This window comes from Paenarthrobacter sp. E2MeOHC11 (assembly GCF_058744955.1).
Map to the genome: position 1 here is coordinate 3,613,542 of NZ_CP196673.1, position 14,801 is coordinate 3,628,342.

18 protein-coding genes are annotated in these 14,801 nt (G+C 61.4%); 17 read left to right on the forward strand and 1 reads right to left on the reverse strand.

The features are described 5' to 3' along the window. Positions 1–191: 191 nt before the first annotated feature. From tuf to ACSSVG_RS16790, 3 genes are all read left to right on the forward strand, one after another. Positions 192–1,382: an elongation factor Tu gene (gene tuf, locus ACSSVG_RS16780; protein WP_011775598.1), complete on the forward strand. Its 1,191-nt coding sequence runs from the start codon at positions 192–194 to the stop codon at positions 1,380–1,382. A gap of 493 nt (positions 1,383–1,875) precedes the next feature. Then, complete coding sequence (locus tag ACSSVG_RS16785) at positions 1,876–5,751, forward strand: hypothetical protein (protein WP_492415695.1); 3,876 nt, start codon at positions 1,876–1,878, stop codon at positions 5,749–5,751. Between the two features lie 28 nt (positions 5,752–5,779). Then, positions 5,780–5,905, forward strand: coding sequence for a hypothetical protein (locus ACSSVG_RS16790; RefSeq protein WP_256491713.1), 126 nt, complete (start codon positions 5,780–5,782; stop codon positions 5,903–5,905). Between the two features lie 21 nt (positions 5,906–5,926). Here the strand turns inward: ACSSVG_RS16790 and ACSSVG_RS16795 are convergent, their stop codons facing one another. Continuing rightward, on the reverse strand, positions 5,927–7,360 hold the full coding sequence (locus ACSSVG_RS16795; protein WP_253468687.1) for a GH1 family beta-glucosidase: 1,434 nt from the start codon (positions 7,358–7,360) through the stop codon (positions 5,927–5,929). Between the two features lie 393 nt (positions 7,361–7,753). On the opposite strand from ACSSVG_RS16795, the gene rpsJ reads away from it, so the two are divergent. The 14 genes from rpsJ (at position 7,754) to rplE (ending at position 14,741) form a co-directional block, all read left to right on the forward strand. Further along, positions 7,754–8,062, forward strand: coding sequence for a 30S ribosomal protein S10 (rpsJ, locus tag ACSSVG_RS16800; protein WP_003803825.1), 309 nt, complete (start codon positions 7,754–7,756; stop codon positions 8,060–8,062). A gap of 17 nt (positions 8,063–8,079) precedes the next feature. Then, positions 8,080–8,730, forward strand: a complete 651-nt coding sequence (gene rplC / locus ACSSVG_RS16805; protein WP_026539807.1) for a 50S ribosomal protein L3 — start codon at positions 8,080–8,082, stop codon at positions 8,728–8,730. Positions 8,731–8,734: 4 nt separating this feature from the next. After that, complete coding sequence (gene rplD / locus ACSSVG_RS16810; protein WP_018776684.1) at positions 8,735–9,352, forward strand: 50S ribosomal protein L4; 618 nt, start codon at positions 8,735–8,737, stop codon at positions 9,350–9,352. Then, positions 9,349–9,654 (forward strand): 50S ribosomal protein L23, encoded by a 306-nt coding sequence (rplW, locus tag ACSSVG_RS16815; protein ID WP_011775593.1) that lies wholly within the window; start codon positions 9,349–9,351, stop codon positions 9,652–9,654. The genes rplD and rplW overlap by 4 nt, the downstream gene beginning before the upstream one ends. Before the next feature lie 29 nt (positions 9,655–9,683). Further along, positions 9,684–10,523, forward strand: a complete 840-nt coding sequence (gene rplB, locus ACSSVG_RS16820; protein WP_011775592.1) for a 50S ribosomal protein L2 — start codon at positions 9,684–9,686, stop codon at positions 10,521–10,523. Between the two features lie 12 nt (positions 10,524–10,535). Beyond that, complete coding sequence (gene rpsS / locus ACSSVG_RS16825; protein ID WP_011775591.1) at positions 10,536–10,817, forward strand: 30S ribosomal protein S19; 282 nt, start codon at positions 10,536–10,538, stop codon at positions 10,815–10,817. 38 nt (positions 10,818–10,855) lie between these two features. Next, positions 10,856–11,221, forward strand: a complete 366-nt coding sequence (rplV, locus tag ACSSVG_RS16830) for a 50S ribosomal protein L22 (RefSeq protein WP_011775590.1) — start codon at positions 10,856–10,858, stop codon at positions 11,219–11,221. Continuing rightward, the gene (gene rpsC / locus ACSSVG_RS16835; protein WP_011775589.1) at positions 11,222–12,043 is read left to right on the forward strand and encodes a 30S ribosomal protein S3; all 822 of its coding nucleotides are present in this window, start codon (positions 11,222–11,224) and stop codon (positions 12,041–12,043) included. Beyond that, positions 12,044–12,460: a 50S ribosomal protein L16 gene (gene rplP / locus ACSSVG_RS16840; RefSeq protein WP_003803795.1), complete on the forward strand. Its 417-nt coding sequence runs from the start codon at positions 12,044–12,046 to the stop codon at positions 12,458–12,460. It begins immediately after the preceding gene. 2 nt (positions 12,461–12,462) lie between these two features. Beyond that, positions 12,463–12,783 carry a 50S ribosomal protein L29 gene (rpmC, locus tag ACSSVG_RS16845; protein ID WP_014922387.1) on the forward strand — a complete coding sequence of 107 codons (321 nt, stop codon included), beginning with the start codon at positions 12,463–12,465 and terminating at the stop codon, positions 12,781–12,783. Continuing rightward, complete coding sequence (gene rpsQ / locus ACSSVG_RS16850) at positions 12,780–13,076, forward strand: 30S ribosomal protein S17 (protein WP_011775587.1); 297 nt, start codon at positions 12,780–12,782, stop codon at positions 13,074–13,076. Before rpmC ends, rpsQ begins: the two co-directional genes overlap by 4 nt. Positions 13,077–13,428: 352 nt before the next feature. Next, positions 13,429–13,797 carry a 50S ribosomal protein L14 gene (gene rplN, locus ACSSVG_RS16855; RefSeq protein WP_003803789.1) on the forward strand — a complete coding sequence of 123 codons (369 nt, stop codon included), beginning with the start codon at positions 13,429–13,431 and terminating at the stop codon, positions 13,795–13,797. Positions 13,798–13,800: 3 nt separating this feature from the next. Further along, entirely contained in the window at positions 13,801–14,163 is a 363-nt protein-coding gene (gene rplX, locus ACSSVG_RS16860) for a 50S ribosomal protein L24 (protein WP_024817586.1), read from the forward strand. After that, complete coding sequence (gene rplE, locus ACSSVG_RS16865; protein WP_011775585.1) at positions 14,163–14,741, forward strand: 50S ribosomal protein L5; 579 nt, start codon at positions 14,163–14,165, stop codon at positions 14,739–14,741. Before rplX ends, rplE begins: the two co-directional genes overlap by 1 nt. The last annotated feature ends 60 nt before the right edge of the window (positions 14,742–14,801 follow it).

A 14,801-nucleotide genomic window follows, 5' to 3' on the forward strand; every position in this document is an offset into this window, starting at 1 on the left:
CTAAGCGTGTGAGGCGGGGCTGCGGCGACAGCCGTGGCCCGGCCCCTGCGCAAACAGGCTCGAGGAACTACCATTGGTTCCTGAATCTGCAATTTCACCAAAACCAAGCCCCCAAGTAGACTTGCTAAAGTTTCTGCCGCGAAAAGCGCGGCCGAGGAGCACTTCACTTGAAATCGTTCTAGGAGGAACCTGTGGCAAAGGCAAAGTTCGAGCGGACTAAGCCGCACGTCAACATCGGCACCATTGGTCACGTTGACCACGGTAAGACGACGCTGACTGCCGCCATTTCCAAGGTGCTGTACGACCAGTACCCGGATCTCAACGAGCAGCGCGACTTCGCGTCGATTGACTCTGCTCCGGAAGAGCGCCAGCGCGGTATTACCATCAACATCTCCCACGTGGAGTACCAGACCGAGAAGCGCCACTACGCACACGTAGACGCCCCGGGTCACGCTGACTACATCAAGAACATGATCACCGGTGCTGCCCAGATGGACGGCGCAATCCTCGTGGTTGCTGCAACCGATGGTCCGATGGCTCAGACCCGTGAGCACGTTCTGCTCGCCCGCCAGGTTGGTGTTCCCTACCTGCTGGTCGCACTGAACAAGTCCGACATGGTTGATGACGAAGAACTCCTCGACCTCGTCGAAATGGAAGTTCGTGAGCTCCTGAGCTCGCAGGGCTTCGATGGCGATGAGGCTCCGGTTGTTCGCGTTTCCGGCCTCAAGGCTCTGGAAGGCGACCCGGTTTGGGTCAAGTCCGTCCAGGACCTGATGGCAGCTGTCGACGAGTCCGTTCCGGACCCCGTACGTGACCGCGACAAGCCGTTCCTGATGCCGATCGAAGACGTCTTCACGATCACCGGTCGTGGCACCGTTGTTACGGGCCGCGCCGAGCGTGGAACCCTCGCCATCAACTCCGAGGTTGAGATCGTTGGCATCCGCCCGATCCAGAAGACCACGGTTACCGGTATCGAGATGTTCCACAAGCAGCTCGACGAAGCATGGGCCGGCGAGAACTGTGGCCTCCTGCTCCGCGGTCTGAAGCGCGACGATGTCGAGCGTGGCCAGGTTGTCGTCAAGCCGGGTTCCATCACCCCGCACACCGACTTCGAGGCTAACGTCTACATCCTTTCCAAGGACGAAGGCGGACGTCACAACCCGTTCTACTCCAACTACCGCCCGCAGTTCTACTTCCGTACCACGGACGTAACCGGCGTTATCACCCTGCCGGAAGGCACGGAAATGGTTATGCCCGGCGACAACACTGAGATGACCGTTGCGCTCATCCAGCCGATCGCTATGGAAGAGGGCCTCGGCTTCGCTATCCGCGAAGGCGGCCGCACCGTTGGTTCGGGACGTGTCACCAGCATCATCAAGTAGTCACTACTTGTAGATCACTGACTTTCCGGCCCAGCCGGTAGTCACGTAAAGAAGGGCCCCGTCGCTTCGGCGATGGGGTTCTTCTTTGCTACTATTTATCTATCGAATGGATTAACGCGGGGTGTCCCATGCCCTGTGACGTCAAGGAGTAGCCATGGAAATCCTGCTAGTACTGATACTCCTTGTTGTGACAGGAGCCGTCAGCCATTCCATTGGTCGGAATCGGGGTCGAAGGGATACTGCGGGGGTTGCTGCCTCCACGGAGATGGCCGAACAGCATTCCTATCAAGCTGGATACATGGCGGGGCACCTGGCGGGTTGGCGCGATGCCGAGGCAAAGAAGGGGGCGGTGGAGGTGCCTGCGCCCCATCCGTTTGCTTCGCCTGCTGCATCTGCTCCGCCTGCGTCATTTGCCCCGCCTGCCCCATATGCCCCTGCGGCTGCAGGCCGCCCCGTGATGCCGGCCTCCCCGCCAGTGCATCCTCCAACACACGTGGGCACCCCGTTTCCAGCGTCCATGCCCTTGCCGCCGTCGCGAGTCCAACCTCCCGCAGTTCCGCAGCGCCCGCTCGTAGCACAGCAGCGTTGGGCCGAGGGCCAGCACACCCCGGTCGTCCGGGAGTCGCCAGAGGCCGCTGCAGCCCGTAAATCGAAGCGCGACCAGCAGAACATCAACGTCACCCTCTACGTTGCCAGCCTTCTTCTGGTAGCGGCCGGAGCCCTGTTTGTGGGGACAAGCCTCCCGGAACTCTTCCGCTTCGCGGGCATATGCTTCATCACCACCGTGTTCTATGTGGCAGGTTTGGTAATTCACGCCAAAATGCCCCGTTTGCGTCCGGCCGCTGTGGCTTTTGTTGGTACGGGCTTGGCGCTCGTCCCCGTCACGGGGCTTGCCATGTACAACTTCGTGCTGCCCAACGGTCCTGCGGCCTGGCTGGTGACCTCGCTGCTGGGGACGGCTGTGTACGCCTACACTGCGGTGCGGCTCGACAACAAAGTGCTGGCCTTCCTTTCCCTGAGCTTCGTTGTCTCCACTGCGTGGTCAGGGGTCTCCGTTTTGGGCGGTGCTTTGGTTTGGTACTTCACTGCGCTCATCGGGGTCGCCATCATCCTCACGCTGGGGGCGTTGATTCGTCCGCGATGGTTGCCGCCACTCTATGTCCGTCCGCTGATGGTGCTCCATCCTTTTGTGGTGCCGTTGGTGGCGCTTGCGGTGACGTTCACGCCGTATCTGTTATCCAAGGGCGAGTACCCCCTGGTAATGCTGATGTGTGGCATCTACTTTGCCGTGATGGCCTTCGTGCCACAGGCCCGGTACAGGCTGCAGCACTTCTATGGTGCCCGTGCAGCCTTGACACTGGCGTTGCTGGGGTTGGTCTGGGACGTTAGCTCGGACATCAGCACCGTGATGTTTGCCGCAGTCATTTGCTGTGCCGTCCATTCTTTGGGAGTTGCCTTCGGGGGAGCGGCGCTGAAGCTGCGCACATGGTGGAACGATGCTGTGTCCTGCCTGGGCCTGCAGCTGGCCACGGCAGCCATTCTGACTGTGGTGTTGGGTCTCGGGACTTACGAGCTGCCCGCGTATCTTCCTCTCTCCGTCACCATGCTCACGGCCATGGTAGTGGGCTGGAAGCTGGGCCACGGCACGGAGTTCGCAGCGGGCGTCGTTCTCGCAGTGTGTCTCCCGTTCATGGGTCTTCTGGGAGCATGGCCGGTTTCTGCGCTGCTGGCTTCTGCCGGGTTGTTCTGGTTCCTGCTGGCGGCGGTCCGCCCGGCATCGTTCCGTCTACAGCTGATCCTTGCCGGTCGGATTGCCTTAACGGCGGCCGTCCCCGCCATGGTGGCCGGCATCTTTGAGGAGAACCCGGACCGGATTGCTCTGTCCTTGGCGGCCCTCCTCGCAGCGGCCGTGGTGCAACTAATCATCAGTGCCGGGCTTGATCGCACGGGTATCCGCCTGCTTGCCCCGCAGGCGTCCCTTGCTGGATTCGCCGGGCTCGCCATGGCCAGCCTCCTTGTCCTGCCCATCGTCGACCACGCGGTGGGACACCCGTTTGTCCTGGCGGGAGTGCTCCTGGTCCTGTCAGCCGGGGTGGCGTCGGGGCTGCTGTTGTTCCCGTCGGCCCGCCAGCGCAACGCTGGCTCCGTGTCCTGGCGGCCAACCCTGGGGGAATCGCTTGCTCCAGCCACGGCCCTTGTTGCCGGCGTGGTTGCCGCGGCAGTTGTCTCGTTGGCTCTGGCAAACGTTGTCCTCCTGGTGGCCGTCGCGTACCTTGTGGCAACCGCGCTTCGGATCCCGGTTTCATACCACCGCCAGAGCTACTGGTGGATGGCGCGTGCGGTCGGTACCTTGCTGGCCGGATCGGCCTACTTCGACGCAATACGGCATGGCTGGAGCTTCAGCGTTGCCGGTGAGCTTCCCGCCGTTCCGCTGGTCGTAGCGCTGGCGGCGGGCCTGCAATTGGTTCTACCCCTGCGGGTGCAAAGCCAGCGGCGTTTCCCCCGCGCCTCCATGGTCGACGCCGGAGCGGTAGTTATCCTCATGGCAGGGGCAGCCACGGTCCTGACTGTTTCCGCTGCATGGGGAGAGCGGTTCCAGCGTGAGGGGTGGCAGCCGGGGGCGGTGGCCATTGGAGCGGCCCTGGCGGCTGTTCTCTGCGGTGTCGTCCTGCGCCGCCACCAAGGAGCTTGGATCTTTGCTCCGGCAGCCTTTGTGCTGCTCCTGGCGCTTCGGCTGGGGAATGTGCGGGACCTGGAGATCCTGCTGGGGATCTTCGCGACCTACAGCGCTTTCATGGTTGCTGTGGAACGGGACCGGATGGTCCGGGGCGGCTACATGCTGGGAGTTCGCGTCCTGTCGCTGGCTTTCATCGGGGTGCTTGTCGAGGATCTTTCAGGGTCGGGCACCATCGTGTCCATGGCCGTGACGGTGGTCCTCGTGCTGCAGCATGTGGTGACCTTGCTCCAGCGAAGCCGGGGATTGGACATCGCCTTCCAACAGGCCACGGTATGGGGCACTCTGGCTGCCCAACTCCTGTTGCCAGCGGCCTACCTGCTGGGGCGCGATTTCGACGGCGGCGGCCGTTGGGTGGTCATCGTCCAGTTAGCGCTTGCCGTGGCATCCGCTGGGATCGTCCGGCGTTTCCTGCGTGCACGTGGATCCGAGTACTTTGGTGTCGCTGGCCTGGGCGGTGCAGTGATCGCAGCGGGCCCGTCCTTGCTGTTCCCGTCCGGCACGTGGCTCCACCAACCGCTGCTTGACAGGGCTCAGGTGCCCGCGCTGCTCCTCGGGCTCGCCGCCTTGTTCGTGGTTGTACGGGTAGTTCGCCATGTGGTCCGTCCCGGGCAGATTACTGGGCCGCACTCCACGGAGCGCTGGTTCTGGTTCGTCGCGGCGCTTGCCTTCGTGGTGACTGGTGGTCTGATGTCGCTGGACGTGTCCTCTGCCATGACAGGGCTTGCCGTCGTGGTGTTTGCCGGCGTCCTGTTTGCTGCCTCGCACGTAGAGGAGCTGCCCGTCCTCTATCTCGGTGCGGCCCCGTCCTTGCTGGTAGGTGCCGTGCCCGCCGTCGAGGGTTTGCTGAGGGGGATGCCCCCGGGAGTGTGGGGCGACTACGCTCCCTGGCTGGTGGGCGGTGTTGGTGCAGCAGTGGCCCTGTATGCGGTGAAGCTGTTTGGCGGGATGGCCATCGTGGGGCAACCCCTTCGGCGGAATGCAGTTGTTTGTACCGCGGCGGTGGCGCTGGTCTCCTCGGCTGCCGTTGGAATGGTCCGCGATGAGACCTCGTGGGTCGGCTTCGTCCTGGTGGTGGCGGCCGGCGTGCTGATAGTTGTGGAGCTGCCGTCCAGCAAGTGGCTGGCTGGAGAGATTGCGGCGCTGGCCTCCGTGGCGGCATTCCAACGTGCAGTGCTGTTCGTCGGTGATGCCGGGCCGCAGTGGTTCTGGGTTGCTCAGTGGTACGTCCTGGCGGTCGCTGTTTTAGCAGGACTGCGCTACATCAGGGGCCAACGGAGCGACGGCCTGCTTCGGCTCTGCATCGCCGCAGGCGCCTTGTCGTTGACGTCCTTGGGGACCATTTTTGGCGGCACCACATCCCAGCAGCTGTATGTTCTGGTGGGTCACGCGGTACTCCTGGTCGCAGGGCTGTTCCTGGCCGAAAGGGTCTTGGTCTGGTGGGGCGCCGCCGGTGTCGCGCTGAGCGTCATGTGGGCCTTGCGCTCGTACGCCTTCGCTATGCTGGCGCTTGTCGCCTTGGCGCTGATTATTCTCGCGGTGTGGCGTTTGAACCGGAAACCGGAACTGCCTGGGTCGGTGCCAGCACCGGAAAGCGACGTCAGTCCGGACAGCAGCCGGGACGGAATCCGATAATCTGGCAGTCTACAAAGAGGAGCGCAGCATGGAATTCCTGATTTTCCTGGCAGTCATTGCCGCCATCGGTGGCGGCGTGCTGTGGGGCCGCAAGAACTTTCGGAATGAAATTGAACGCGCCAAGCGCATCAGGCGTGCCAACAAGAACAAGTAACGTCGTTTTAGCAAGCTTGGGCTAAGGCTCGTGGGTGCGGGCCCGTTCCAGTGCACGCAACCAGTAAAAGGATTCCTTGGGGGTCCGTTCCAAAGTATGGAAGTCCACGTGGACCAGCCCGAAGCGCTGGGAATAGCCTGCCGCCCATTCGAAATTGTCCAGCAACGTCCAGACGTAGTAGCCGCGTAGGTCCACGTCCTCGGCAATGCCGCCCGGCCCCGTTGCTGTCAGGGCGTGGCCCAGGTGCTCAGCCAGGTAGGAAATGCGGTTGGTGTCCTGGATGGGCCCGTCAACATGGGCAGGTTCCGGAAAACTTGCCCCGCCTTCGGTGATGTATACCGGGGGAAGGGCGTCCCCGTACCGGTCCTTCATTTGCCGCAGCAGCAACGCCAGGTAATCCGGCGCGACGGGCCAGCCGAACCCTGTGGTTTCATACTCCTGGTAGGCGGCCAAGTGGAAAGGAACTTCGCTCATCTCCGTTGACCTCCCGGTGGGGATCTCCGCCGGCCCGGGGCCCGCTGCCACCTTCACGGGGTAGTAGTAGTTGAGCCCGTAGAAGTCCAAAGGTTGGCCGATCAGTTCAAGATCGCCGTCGTGGATGGTGCCAAGTGAGCGGAACCACGGCTTCATGGGCCAGGGCGGCTTGGGGTATCGGCCAAGCAGTATCGCGTCGGCATAGATGCGGTTGAGGATCAGGTCCAGCGCCTGCGTCATCAGCCGGTCGCCAAGACTGTTGCTGGCGGACTCGACGGGGCAGTGCATGTTGGACACCCCGATCTGTCCTTTGACGCCGGCGTCCCGGAGGACCCGAACGGCCATCCCGTGTCCCAGTAATTGATGATGTGCGGCAGGCAGCGAATCAAACAGCAGCTGCCGGCCCGGGGCATGCACACCCAACGAGTACCCCTGCACGGTGACTGACACGGGCTCGTTCATCGTGACCCAGTGATCAACGCGGTCACCGAAGCGGTCTGCTGCGGCCGCGCAGTAAACGGCGAAGCGCTCGGCCGTGTCCCGGTTCATCCATCCTCCCGCATGCTCCAGTTCCAATGGCGTGTCCCAGTGGAACAGGGTGGCCATGGGGGAGATGCCGGCGGCCAGGAGTTTGTCTATGAGGCGATCGTAGAAGTCCAGGCCGCGTTGATTGATGGAGCCCTTGCCGCCGGGTTGGATCCGCGGCCAGGACAACGAGAAGCGGTATGAGTCCACGCCAAGCTCCTGCATCAAGGCGATGTCTTCATCGGAGCGGTTGTAATGGTCGCACGCTACAGTGGGAGAGCCGCCGTCGACTATTGCTCCTGGCTTTTCCGCGAAGGCATCCCACCCTGAGGGGCCGCGGCCATCAGAGGTCAGCGACCCTTCAATCTGGAAAGCTGCCGAGGCCACGCCCAGCGTGAAACCCGGACGCAGGCGCGCGGCAAGATCTTCCACGGAGCCTGAATCCTGGACGGTCATGTCCCAATCTTCCTCAGGCGCAGGCCACCGGGCAATGGTTCTGCGGGGCCCTTATAGCGCCGATTGGCCTTTGCCTCATATTTCCGCCATACTGGATGAGTTGTTCAAGCGCTTCTTCGTGTCCCGATCCGGATAATGCCGGGTGTCAGGGTCCAGGTGGAAGCCCAAACATAACCCTGAACCCCATGGAATGCGGTCGAGTCTGCGTGGAAATCGCGACACGCCCGACCGCGGGGGTCGGTGCGCCGGCAGGTTGAGGAACCCGGAATATCCGGATTCAGCTTGTGCGGCGTGTGGTGGTAATACCTCAAACGCTTCGGCGGCCACAACAACAGGTAAGTAAACAGAGCAGCCCTAACTAGAGCAGCACTAGCTGAAAGAGAGTCAGGCGACATGGCGGGACAAAAAATCCGCATCCGGCTGAAGTCATATGACCACGAGGTCATTGATGTTTCAGCGCGGAAGATCGTTGAGACGGTCACGCGCGCAGGCGCAACGGTAGTCGGCCCGGTGCCGCTGCCCACGGAGAAGAACGTTTACTGCGTTATTCGCTCTCCTCACAAGTACAAGGACAGCCGTGAGCACTTCGAAATGCGTACTCACAAGCGTCTGATCGACATCATCGACCCCACGCCGAAGGCTGTTGACTCGCTTATGCGTCTCGACCTGCCCGCAGACGTGAACATCGAAATCAAGCTCTAGGGAGGTGCTGAGAGACTATGACCGCAACCCGTAACGTAAAGGGCCTGCTGGGCACGAAGCTCGGCATGACCCAGGTCTGGGACGAGAACAACAAGCTCATCCCGGTAACTGTCGTCCAGGCTGACTCCAACGTCATCACGCAGCTGCGCAACGCAGAGGTAGATGGCTACGTCGCCGTCCAGATCGGCTACGGCCAGATCGACCCCCGCAAGGTCACCAAGCCGCTGGCTGGTCACTTTGAAAAGGCTGGCGTAACTCCTCGCCGCCACGTCGTCGAACTGCGTACCGCAGACGCCGCATCCTACGAGCTGGGCCAGGAGCTCTCTGTTGAGATCTTCGAAGCCGGCCAGAAGATCGACGTCGTCGGCACTTCCAAGGGTAAGGGCTTTGCCGGTGTTATGAAGCGTCACGGCTTCCACGGCGTTGGCGCTTCCCACGGTGCCCACAAGAACCACCGTAAGCCTGGCTCCATCGGTGGCGCATCCACCCCGAGCCGCGTCTTCAAGGGCCTGAAAATGGCCGGCCGCATGGGCGCCGAGCGTCACACCACGCTGAACCTCACGGTTCACGCTGTTGACGTTGAGAAGTCGCTGCTCCTTATCAAGGGTGCCGTTCCCGGTGCCCGCGGCCAGGTCGTACTCGTACGCACCGCCGTGAAGGGAGCCTAGTTCAATGACTAGCACTGTCAAGGTAGACCTGCCTGCAGAGATCTTCGACGTCCAGACCAACGTGCCGCTGCTGCACCAGGTCGTCGTCGCACAGCTCGCTGCTGCACGCCAGGGTACTCACAAGACGAAGACCCGCGCCGAGGTTTCCGGTGCAGGTCGCAAGCCGTTCAAGCAGAAGGGCACCGGCCGCGCCCGTCAGGGTTCAATCCGTGCTCCTCACATGACCGGCGGTGGCGTTGTCCATGGTCCGACCCCTCGTGACTACAGCCAGCGCACCCCCAAGAAGATGAAGGCTGCTGCACTCCGCGGCGCCCTGTCTGACCGCGCCCGCAACGGCCGCATCCACGTCATCGCTGAACTGGTAGCCGGCACCAAGCCGTCCGCCAAGGACGCACTGGCTTCGCTGCGCTCCGTCACAGAGCGCAAGAACCTGCTCGTCGTTATCGAGCGCGCCAACGATGTTGCTGCACTTTCCGTGCGCAACCTCCAGGATGTTCACGTTCTGTACGCAGATCAGCTGAACACCTACGACGTGCTTATCTCCGACGACGTGGTCTTCACCAAGGCTGCTTTCGAGGCGTTCGTCGCTGACAAGGCAAAGAACGAGGAGGCCTCCAAGTGAGCGTAACCACCATCAAGGACCCGCGCGACGTCGTGCTTGCACCCGTCGTATCGGAAAAGAGCTACGGTCTGATCGACGAAGGCAAGTACACCTTCCTGGTGGACCCTCGCTCGAACAAGACCGAGATCAAGCTGGCCGTAGAGAAGATCTTCTCGGTCAAAGTTGACTCGATCAACACCATCAACCGTGCCGGTAAGCGCAAGCGCACCAAATTCGGCTGGGGACAGCGCAAGAGCACCAAGCGTGCAATTGTCACCCTCAAAGAAGGCACAATCGACATCTTCGGCGGTCCGCTCGCGTAGCGGAGACCACTTTAACGAGGAAATAAATTATGGGAATCCGTAAATACAAGCCGACTACCCCGGGCCGTCGTGGCTCGAGCGTAGCCGACTTTGCTGAAATCACGCGATCGACTCCGGAAAAGTCGTTGCTGCGTCCGCTGCACAAGACTGGCGGCCGCAACAACTCCGGTAAGATCACCACCCGTCACAAGGGTGGTGGGCACAAGCGCCAGTACCGTCTGATCGACTTCCGTCGTCACGACAAGGACGGCATCAACGCCCGCGTTGCCGAAATCGAGTACGACCCGAACCGTACGGCTCGTATCGCACTCCTGCACTACGTTGATGGCACCAAGCGTTACATCATCGCTCCTAACAAGCTGTCCCAGGGTGACTTCGTCGAGGCTGGTCCCGACGCTGACATCAAGCCGGGCAACAACCTGCCGCTGCGCAACATCCCGGTTGGTACCGTAATCCACGCAGTTGAACTGCGTCCGGGTGGCGGCGCCAAGATGGCTCGTTCCGCAGGTGCTTCGGTACAGCTCGTTGCCAAGGAAGGCCGCTTCGCACAGCTGCGTCTGCCCTCCGGCGAAATCCGCAACGTTGACGTGCGCTGCCGCGCAACCGTCGGCGAGGTCGGCAACGCCGAGCAGTCGAACATCAACTGGGGCAAGGCCGGCCGTATGCGCTGGAAGGGCGTTCGCCCGACTGTCCGTGGTGTAGCCATGAACCCGGTTGACCACCCGCACGGTGGTGGTGAAGGTAAGACTTCCGGTGGACGTCACCCGGTTAACCCGAACGGCAAGCCCGAGGGCCGTACCCGCCGTCCGAACAAAGAGAGCGACAAGCTTATTGTTCGTCGCCGCCGTACTGGCAAGAACAAGCGATAGGAGCCTGGACACATGCCACGCAGCCTGAAAAAAGGTCCTTTCGTTGACCAGCACCTCTTTGTGAAGGTCGCACGGGAAAACGATAAGGGCACCAAGAACGTCATCAAGACCTGGTCCCGCCGTTCGATGATCATCCCCGACATGCTCGGGCACACGATCGCCGTACACGACGGACGCAAGCACATCCCGGTGTTTGTCACTGAGTCGATGGTCGGGCACAAGCTCGGCGAATTCGCTCCCACGCGGACATTCCGCGGCCATGTTAAGGACGACCGTAAGGGCAAGCGCCGCTAGGCGCCTGACTTTACGTCTTAGACGAGAGAAGGAAAGCAATGGAAGCCAAGGCTATTGCGCGTCACATCCGCGTAACGCCTATGAAGGCCCGGCGCGTCGTCAACCTTGTTCGTGGTAAGCAAGCGAATGAGGCTCTGGCAATTCTGAAGTTTGCCCCCCAGGCAGCTTCGGAGCCGGTATTCAAGGTACTTCAGTCGGCAATGGCCAACGCACGTGTCCTCGCGGACCGTGACGGCGTTGCATTCGACGACAGCGACCTCTTCATCACCGAAGCATTTGTTGATGAAGGCCCGACCATGAAGCGGTTCCAGCCGCGTGCCCAGGGCCGCGCCTACCGCATTAGGAAGCGGACCAGCCACATCACGCTGGTTGTCGCAACCCCGGAGAAAGAGGAGGCTCGCTAAGTGGGACAGAAAGTAAACCCGCACGGGTTCCGACTCGGCATCACCACCGACCACGTTTCGCACTGGTTCGCTGACAGCACCAAGCCCGGACAGCGCTACAAGGACTTCGTCCGCGAGGACATCAAGATCCGTCAGCTCATGTCCACCGGCATGGAGCGCGCCGGCATCGCCAAGGTCGAGATCGAGCGCACCCGCGACCGTGTCCGCGTGGATATCCACACGGCACGCCCGGGTATCGTTATCGGCCGCCGTGGCGCTGAAGCAGACCGCATCCGCGGCGAGCTCGAAAAGCTCACGGGCAAGCAGGTTCAGCTGAACATCCTCGAGGTCAAGAACCCCGAGATGGAAGCACAGCTTGTTGCCCAGGGCATCGCTGAGCAGCTGACTTCCCGCGTGGCTTTCCGCCGTGCGATGAAGAAGGCAATGCAGTCCGCACAGCGTGCGGGTGCCAAAGGCATCCGTGTTGCTTGCTCGGGCCGTCTGGGTGGCGCAGAAATGTCCCGCTCGGAGTTCTACCGCGAAGGCCGTGTGCCCCTGCACACCCTCCGCGCGAACATCGACTACGGCTTCTACGAAGCCAAGACCACCTTCGGCCGTATCGGCGTGAAGGTTTGGATCTACAAGGGTGACGTAACTGCCAAGGAACTGGCTCAGCAGGCAGCTGCTGCTCCGTCCCGTGGCCGCGCAGGAGACCGTCCGGGCCGCCCGGGTGGCGACCGCCGTCGTCGTAACGACCGTCCGGCAGCTGAGGCAGCACCCGCTGCCGTTGAAGCACCGGCCGCTGAAGCTGCTGCTCCGGCAGCAGAAGGAGGACAGGCTTAAATGCTTATCCCACGTCGAGTCAAGCACCGTAAGCAGCACCACCCGGGTCGTTCCGGCGCTGCTACGGGCGGCACCAAGGTCAGCTTCGGTGAGTACGGTATCCAGGCTCTCAGCCCGGCATACGTAACCAACCGTCAGATCGAGTCCGCTCGTATCGCGATGACCCGCCACATCAAGCGTGGCGGCAAGGTCTGGATCAACATCTACCCGGACCGTCCGCTGACGAAGAAGCCTGCTGAAACCCGCATGGGTTCCGGTAAGGGTTCTCCGGAATGGTGGGTCGCAAACGTCAAGCCGGGCCGGGTTCTCTTCGAACTCTCCGGTGTCAATGAAGAGGTAGCTCGCGAGGCCCTGCGCCTGGCAATCCACAAGCTCCCGTTGAAGGCACGCATTGTGCGTCGCGAAGGTGGTGAATAGAAATGGCAGTAGGGTCGAAGGATCTCGCACCCGCACAGCTGGACGGTTTCGACAACGAGCGTCTCGTTGAAGAACTCCGCAAGTCCAAGGAAGAGCTGTTCAACCTGCGTTTCCAGTCCGCCACCGGACAGCTGGAGAACCACGGTCGCCTGCGCGCGGTAAAGAAGGACATCGCACGCATCTACACCGTTCTCCGTGAGCGCGAGCTGGGCATTCGTGCCGAGGTTGCCGCACCGGTTGTGGAAGCCAAGGAAGAAAAGAAGTCCAAGAAGGCTGCCAAGGCTGAAAAGGCCGAGGTTGAAGCTGGAGAGGACGCCAAGTGAGCGAGAAGGAAACTGTGACGGAAGCAGCAGCCAGCGCTGAACAGCGCGGTTACCGTAAGACGCGTCGCGGCTACGTTGTCTCTGACAAGATGGAAAAGACCATCGTTGTTCAGGTTGAAGACCGCGTGAAGCACGCTCTGTACGGCAAGGTTATTCGCCGCACCTCGAAGATCAAGGCTCACGACGAAGAGAACACCGCCGGCATTGGCGACCTCGTTCTCATCTCTGAGACCCGCCCGCTCTCCGCTACCAAGCGGTGGCGTCTGGTGGAGATCCTCGAAAAGGCCAAGTAAATCCGACGCCGGGCACGCCTGGCAGGGTTCACTGGAAAGGCCCGCGTTCCTCACGGAACGCGGGCCTTTCCGCTTCTCCGGCCGGTTCGGTTTCAGGCCGTAATCGTGCTAGGATATTGAGTTTGTATGGCGCCACTTGTGCGTCATCAACTACCTCGTAAACAATCGTGCCGCTGCATACTGCCCCGCGCAGAGTTTTCTGCAAGGGAAGCTGATGCTTGTGGCACGGGCGTTTAGGCCTGTTCTGGCAAAATCCAGGCAGGTCAAGAGACACCCCGATCAACCGTTCCGCAAGGCTCATTCCGTATGCATGATTTCGGTCTGAGAACCGGCGCGACGCAAGGAGTAAAAATTGATTCAGCAGGAGTCGCGACTCAAGGTCGCCGACAACACGGGTGCTAAGGAAATCCTTACCATTCGCGTTCTCGGTGGATCTGGTCGTCGCTACGCAGGCATTGGCGACGTGATCGTCGCTACCGTCAAGGACGCTATTCCCGGCGGAAACGTAAAGAAGGGTGACGTCGTCAAGGCTGTCATCGTTCGTACCAAGAAGGAACGCCGCCGTGCGGACGGTTCCTATATCAAGTTTGACGAAAACGCAGCTGTGATCCTGAAGAACGACGGTGACCCCCGCGGTACCCGTATCTTCGGCCCGGTTGGTCGTGAACTTCGCGACAAGAAGTTCATGAAGATCGTTTCGCTGGCCCCGGAGGTGCTTTAGTCCATGGCTAAGAAAATCAAGAAGGGTGACCTCGTTCAGGTCATCACCGGCGCCAAGCAGGAACGTGGCGGCGACCGCGGCAAGCAGGGCAAGGTCCTGCGCGTATTCACCGACACCAACCGCGTGCTGGTAGAGGGAATCAACCGCGTCACCAAGCACAGCAAGGTCGGTCAGTCGCAGCGCGGCACCAAGACCGGTGGCATCGAGGTCGTTGAGGCCCCGATCCACGTATCCAACGTTGCTCTGGTTGACCCGTCCACCAAGAAGCCGACCCGTGTTGGTTTCCGTCTCGACACCGTTGAGAAGGATGGCGCTACCAAGACCGTCCGTATCCGCGTGTCCAAGGCCACCGGGAAGGACATCTAATGACTGAGACTCTCGAGACTCCAGTAAAGATCGTTCCGCGTCTGAAGACCAAGTATGCAGAGACCATCAAGAAGTCCCTGCAGGACGAATTCAGCTACGCGAACGTGAACCAGGTTCCCCGCCTGGTGAAGGTTGTTGTGAACATGGGTGTTGGAGATGCCGCCAAGGACTCCAAGCTGATCGACGGCGCTGTCCGCGACCTCACCCTGATCACCGGCCAGAAGCCGCAGGTAACCAAGGCCCGCAAGTCGATCGCACAGTTCAAACTGCGCGAAGGCATGCCCATCGGTGCACACGCAACTCTGCGTGGAGACCGCATGTGGGAATTCGTGGACCGTTTGGTTTCGCTGGCACTGCCGCGTATCCGCGACTTCCGCGGCCTCAACGGCAAGCAGTTCGACGGCAACGGTAACTACACCTTCGGTCTGACCGAGCAGGTTATGTTCCACGAAATCGACCAGGATTCCATCGACCGCGTTCGCGGTATGGACATCACGGTCGTCACCACCGCCAAGACCGATGACGAAGGCCGCGCGCTGCTCAAGGCGCTTGGTTTCCCGTTCAAGACCGAAAACTAACTACGTGACAGGTCCGTCCGCGCAGGCTCCTAAGAGCAGGCGCAGCGGAAACCGGTACGA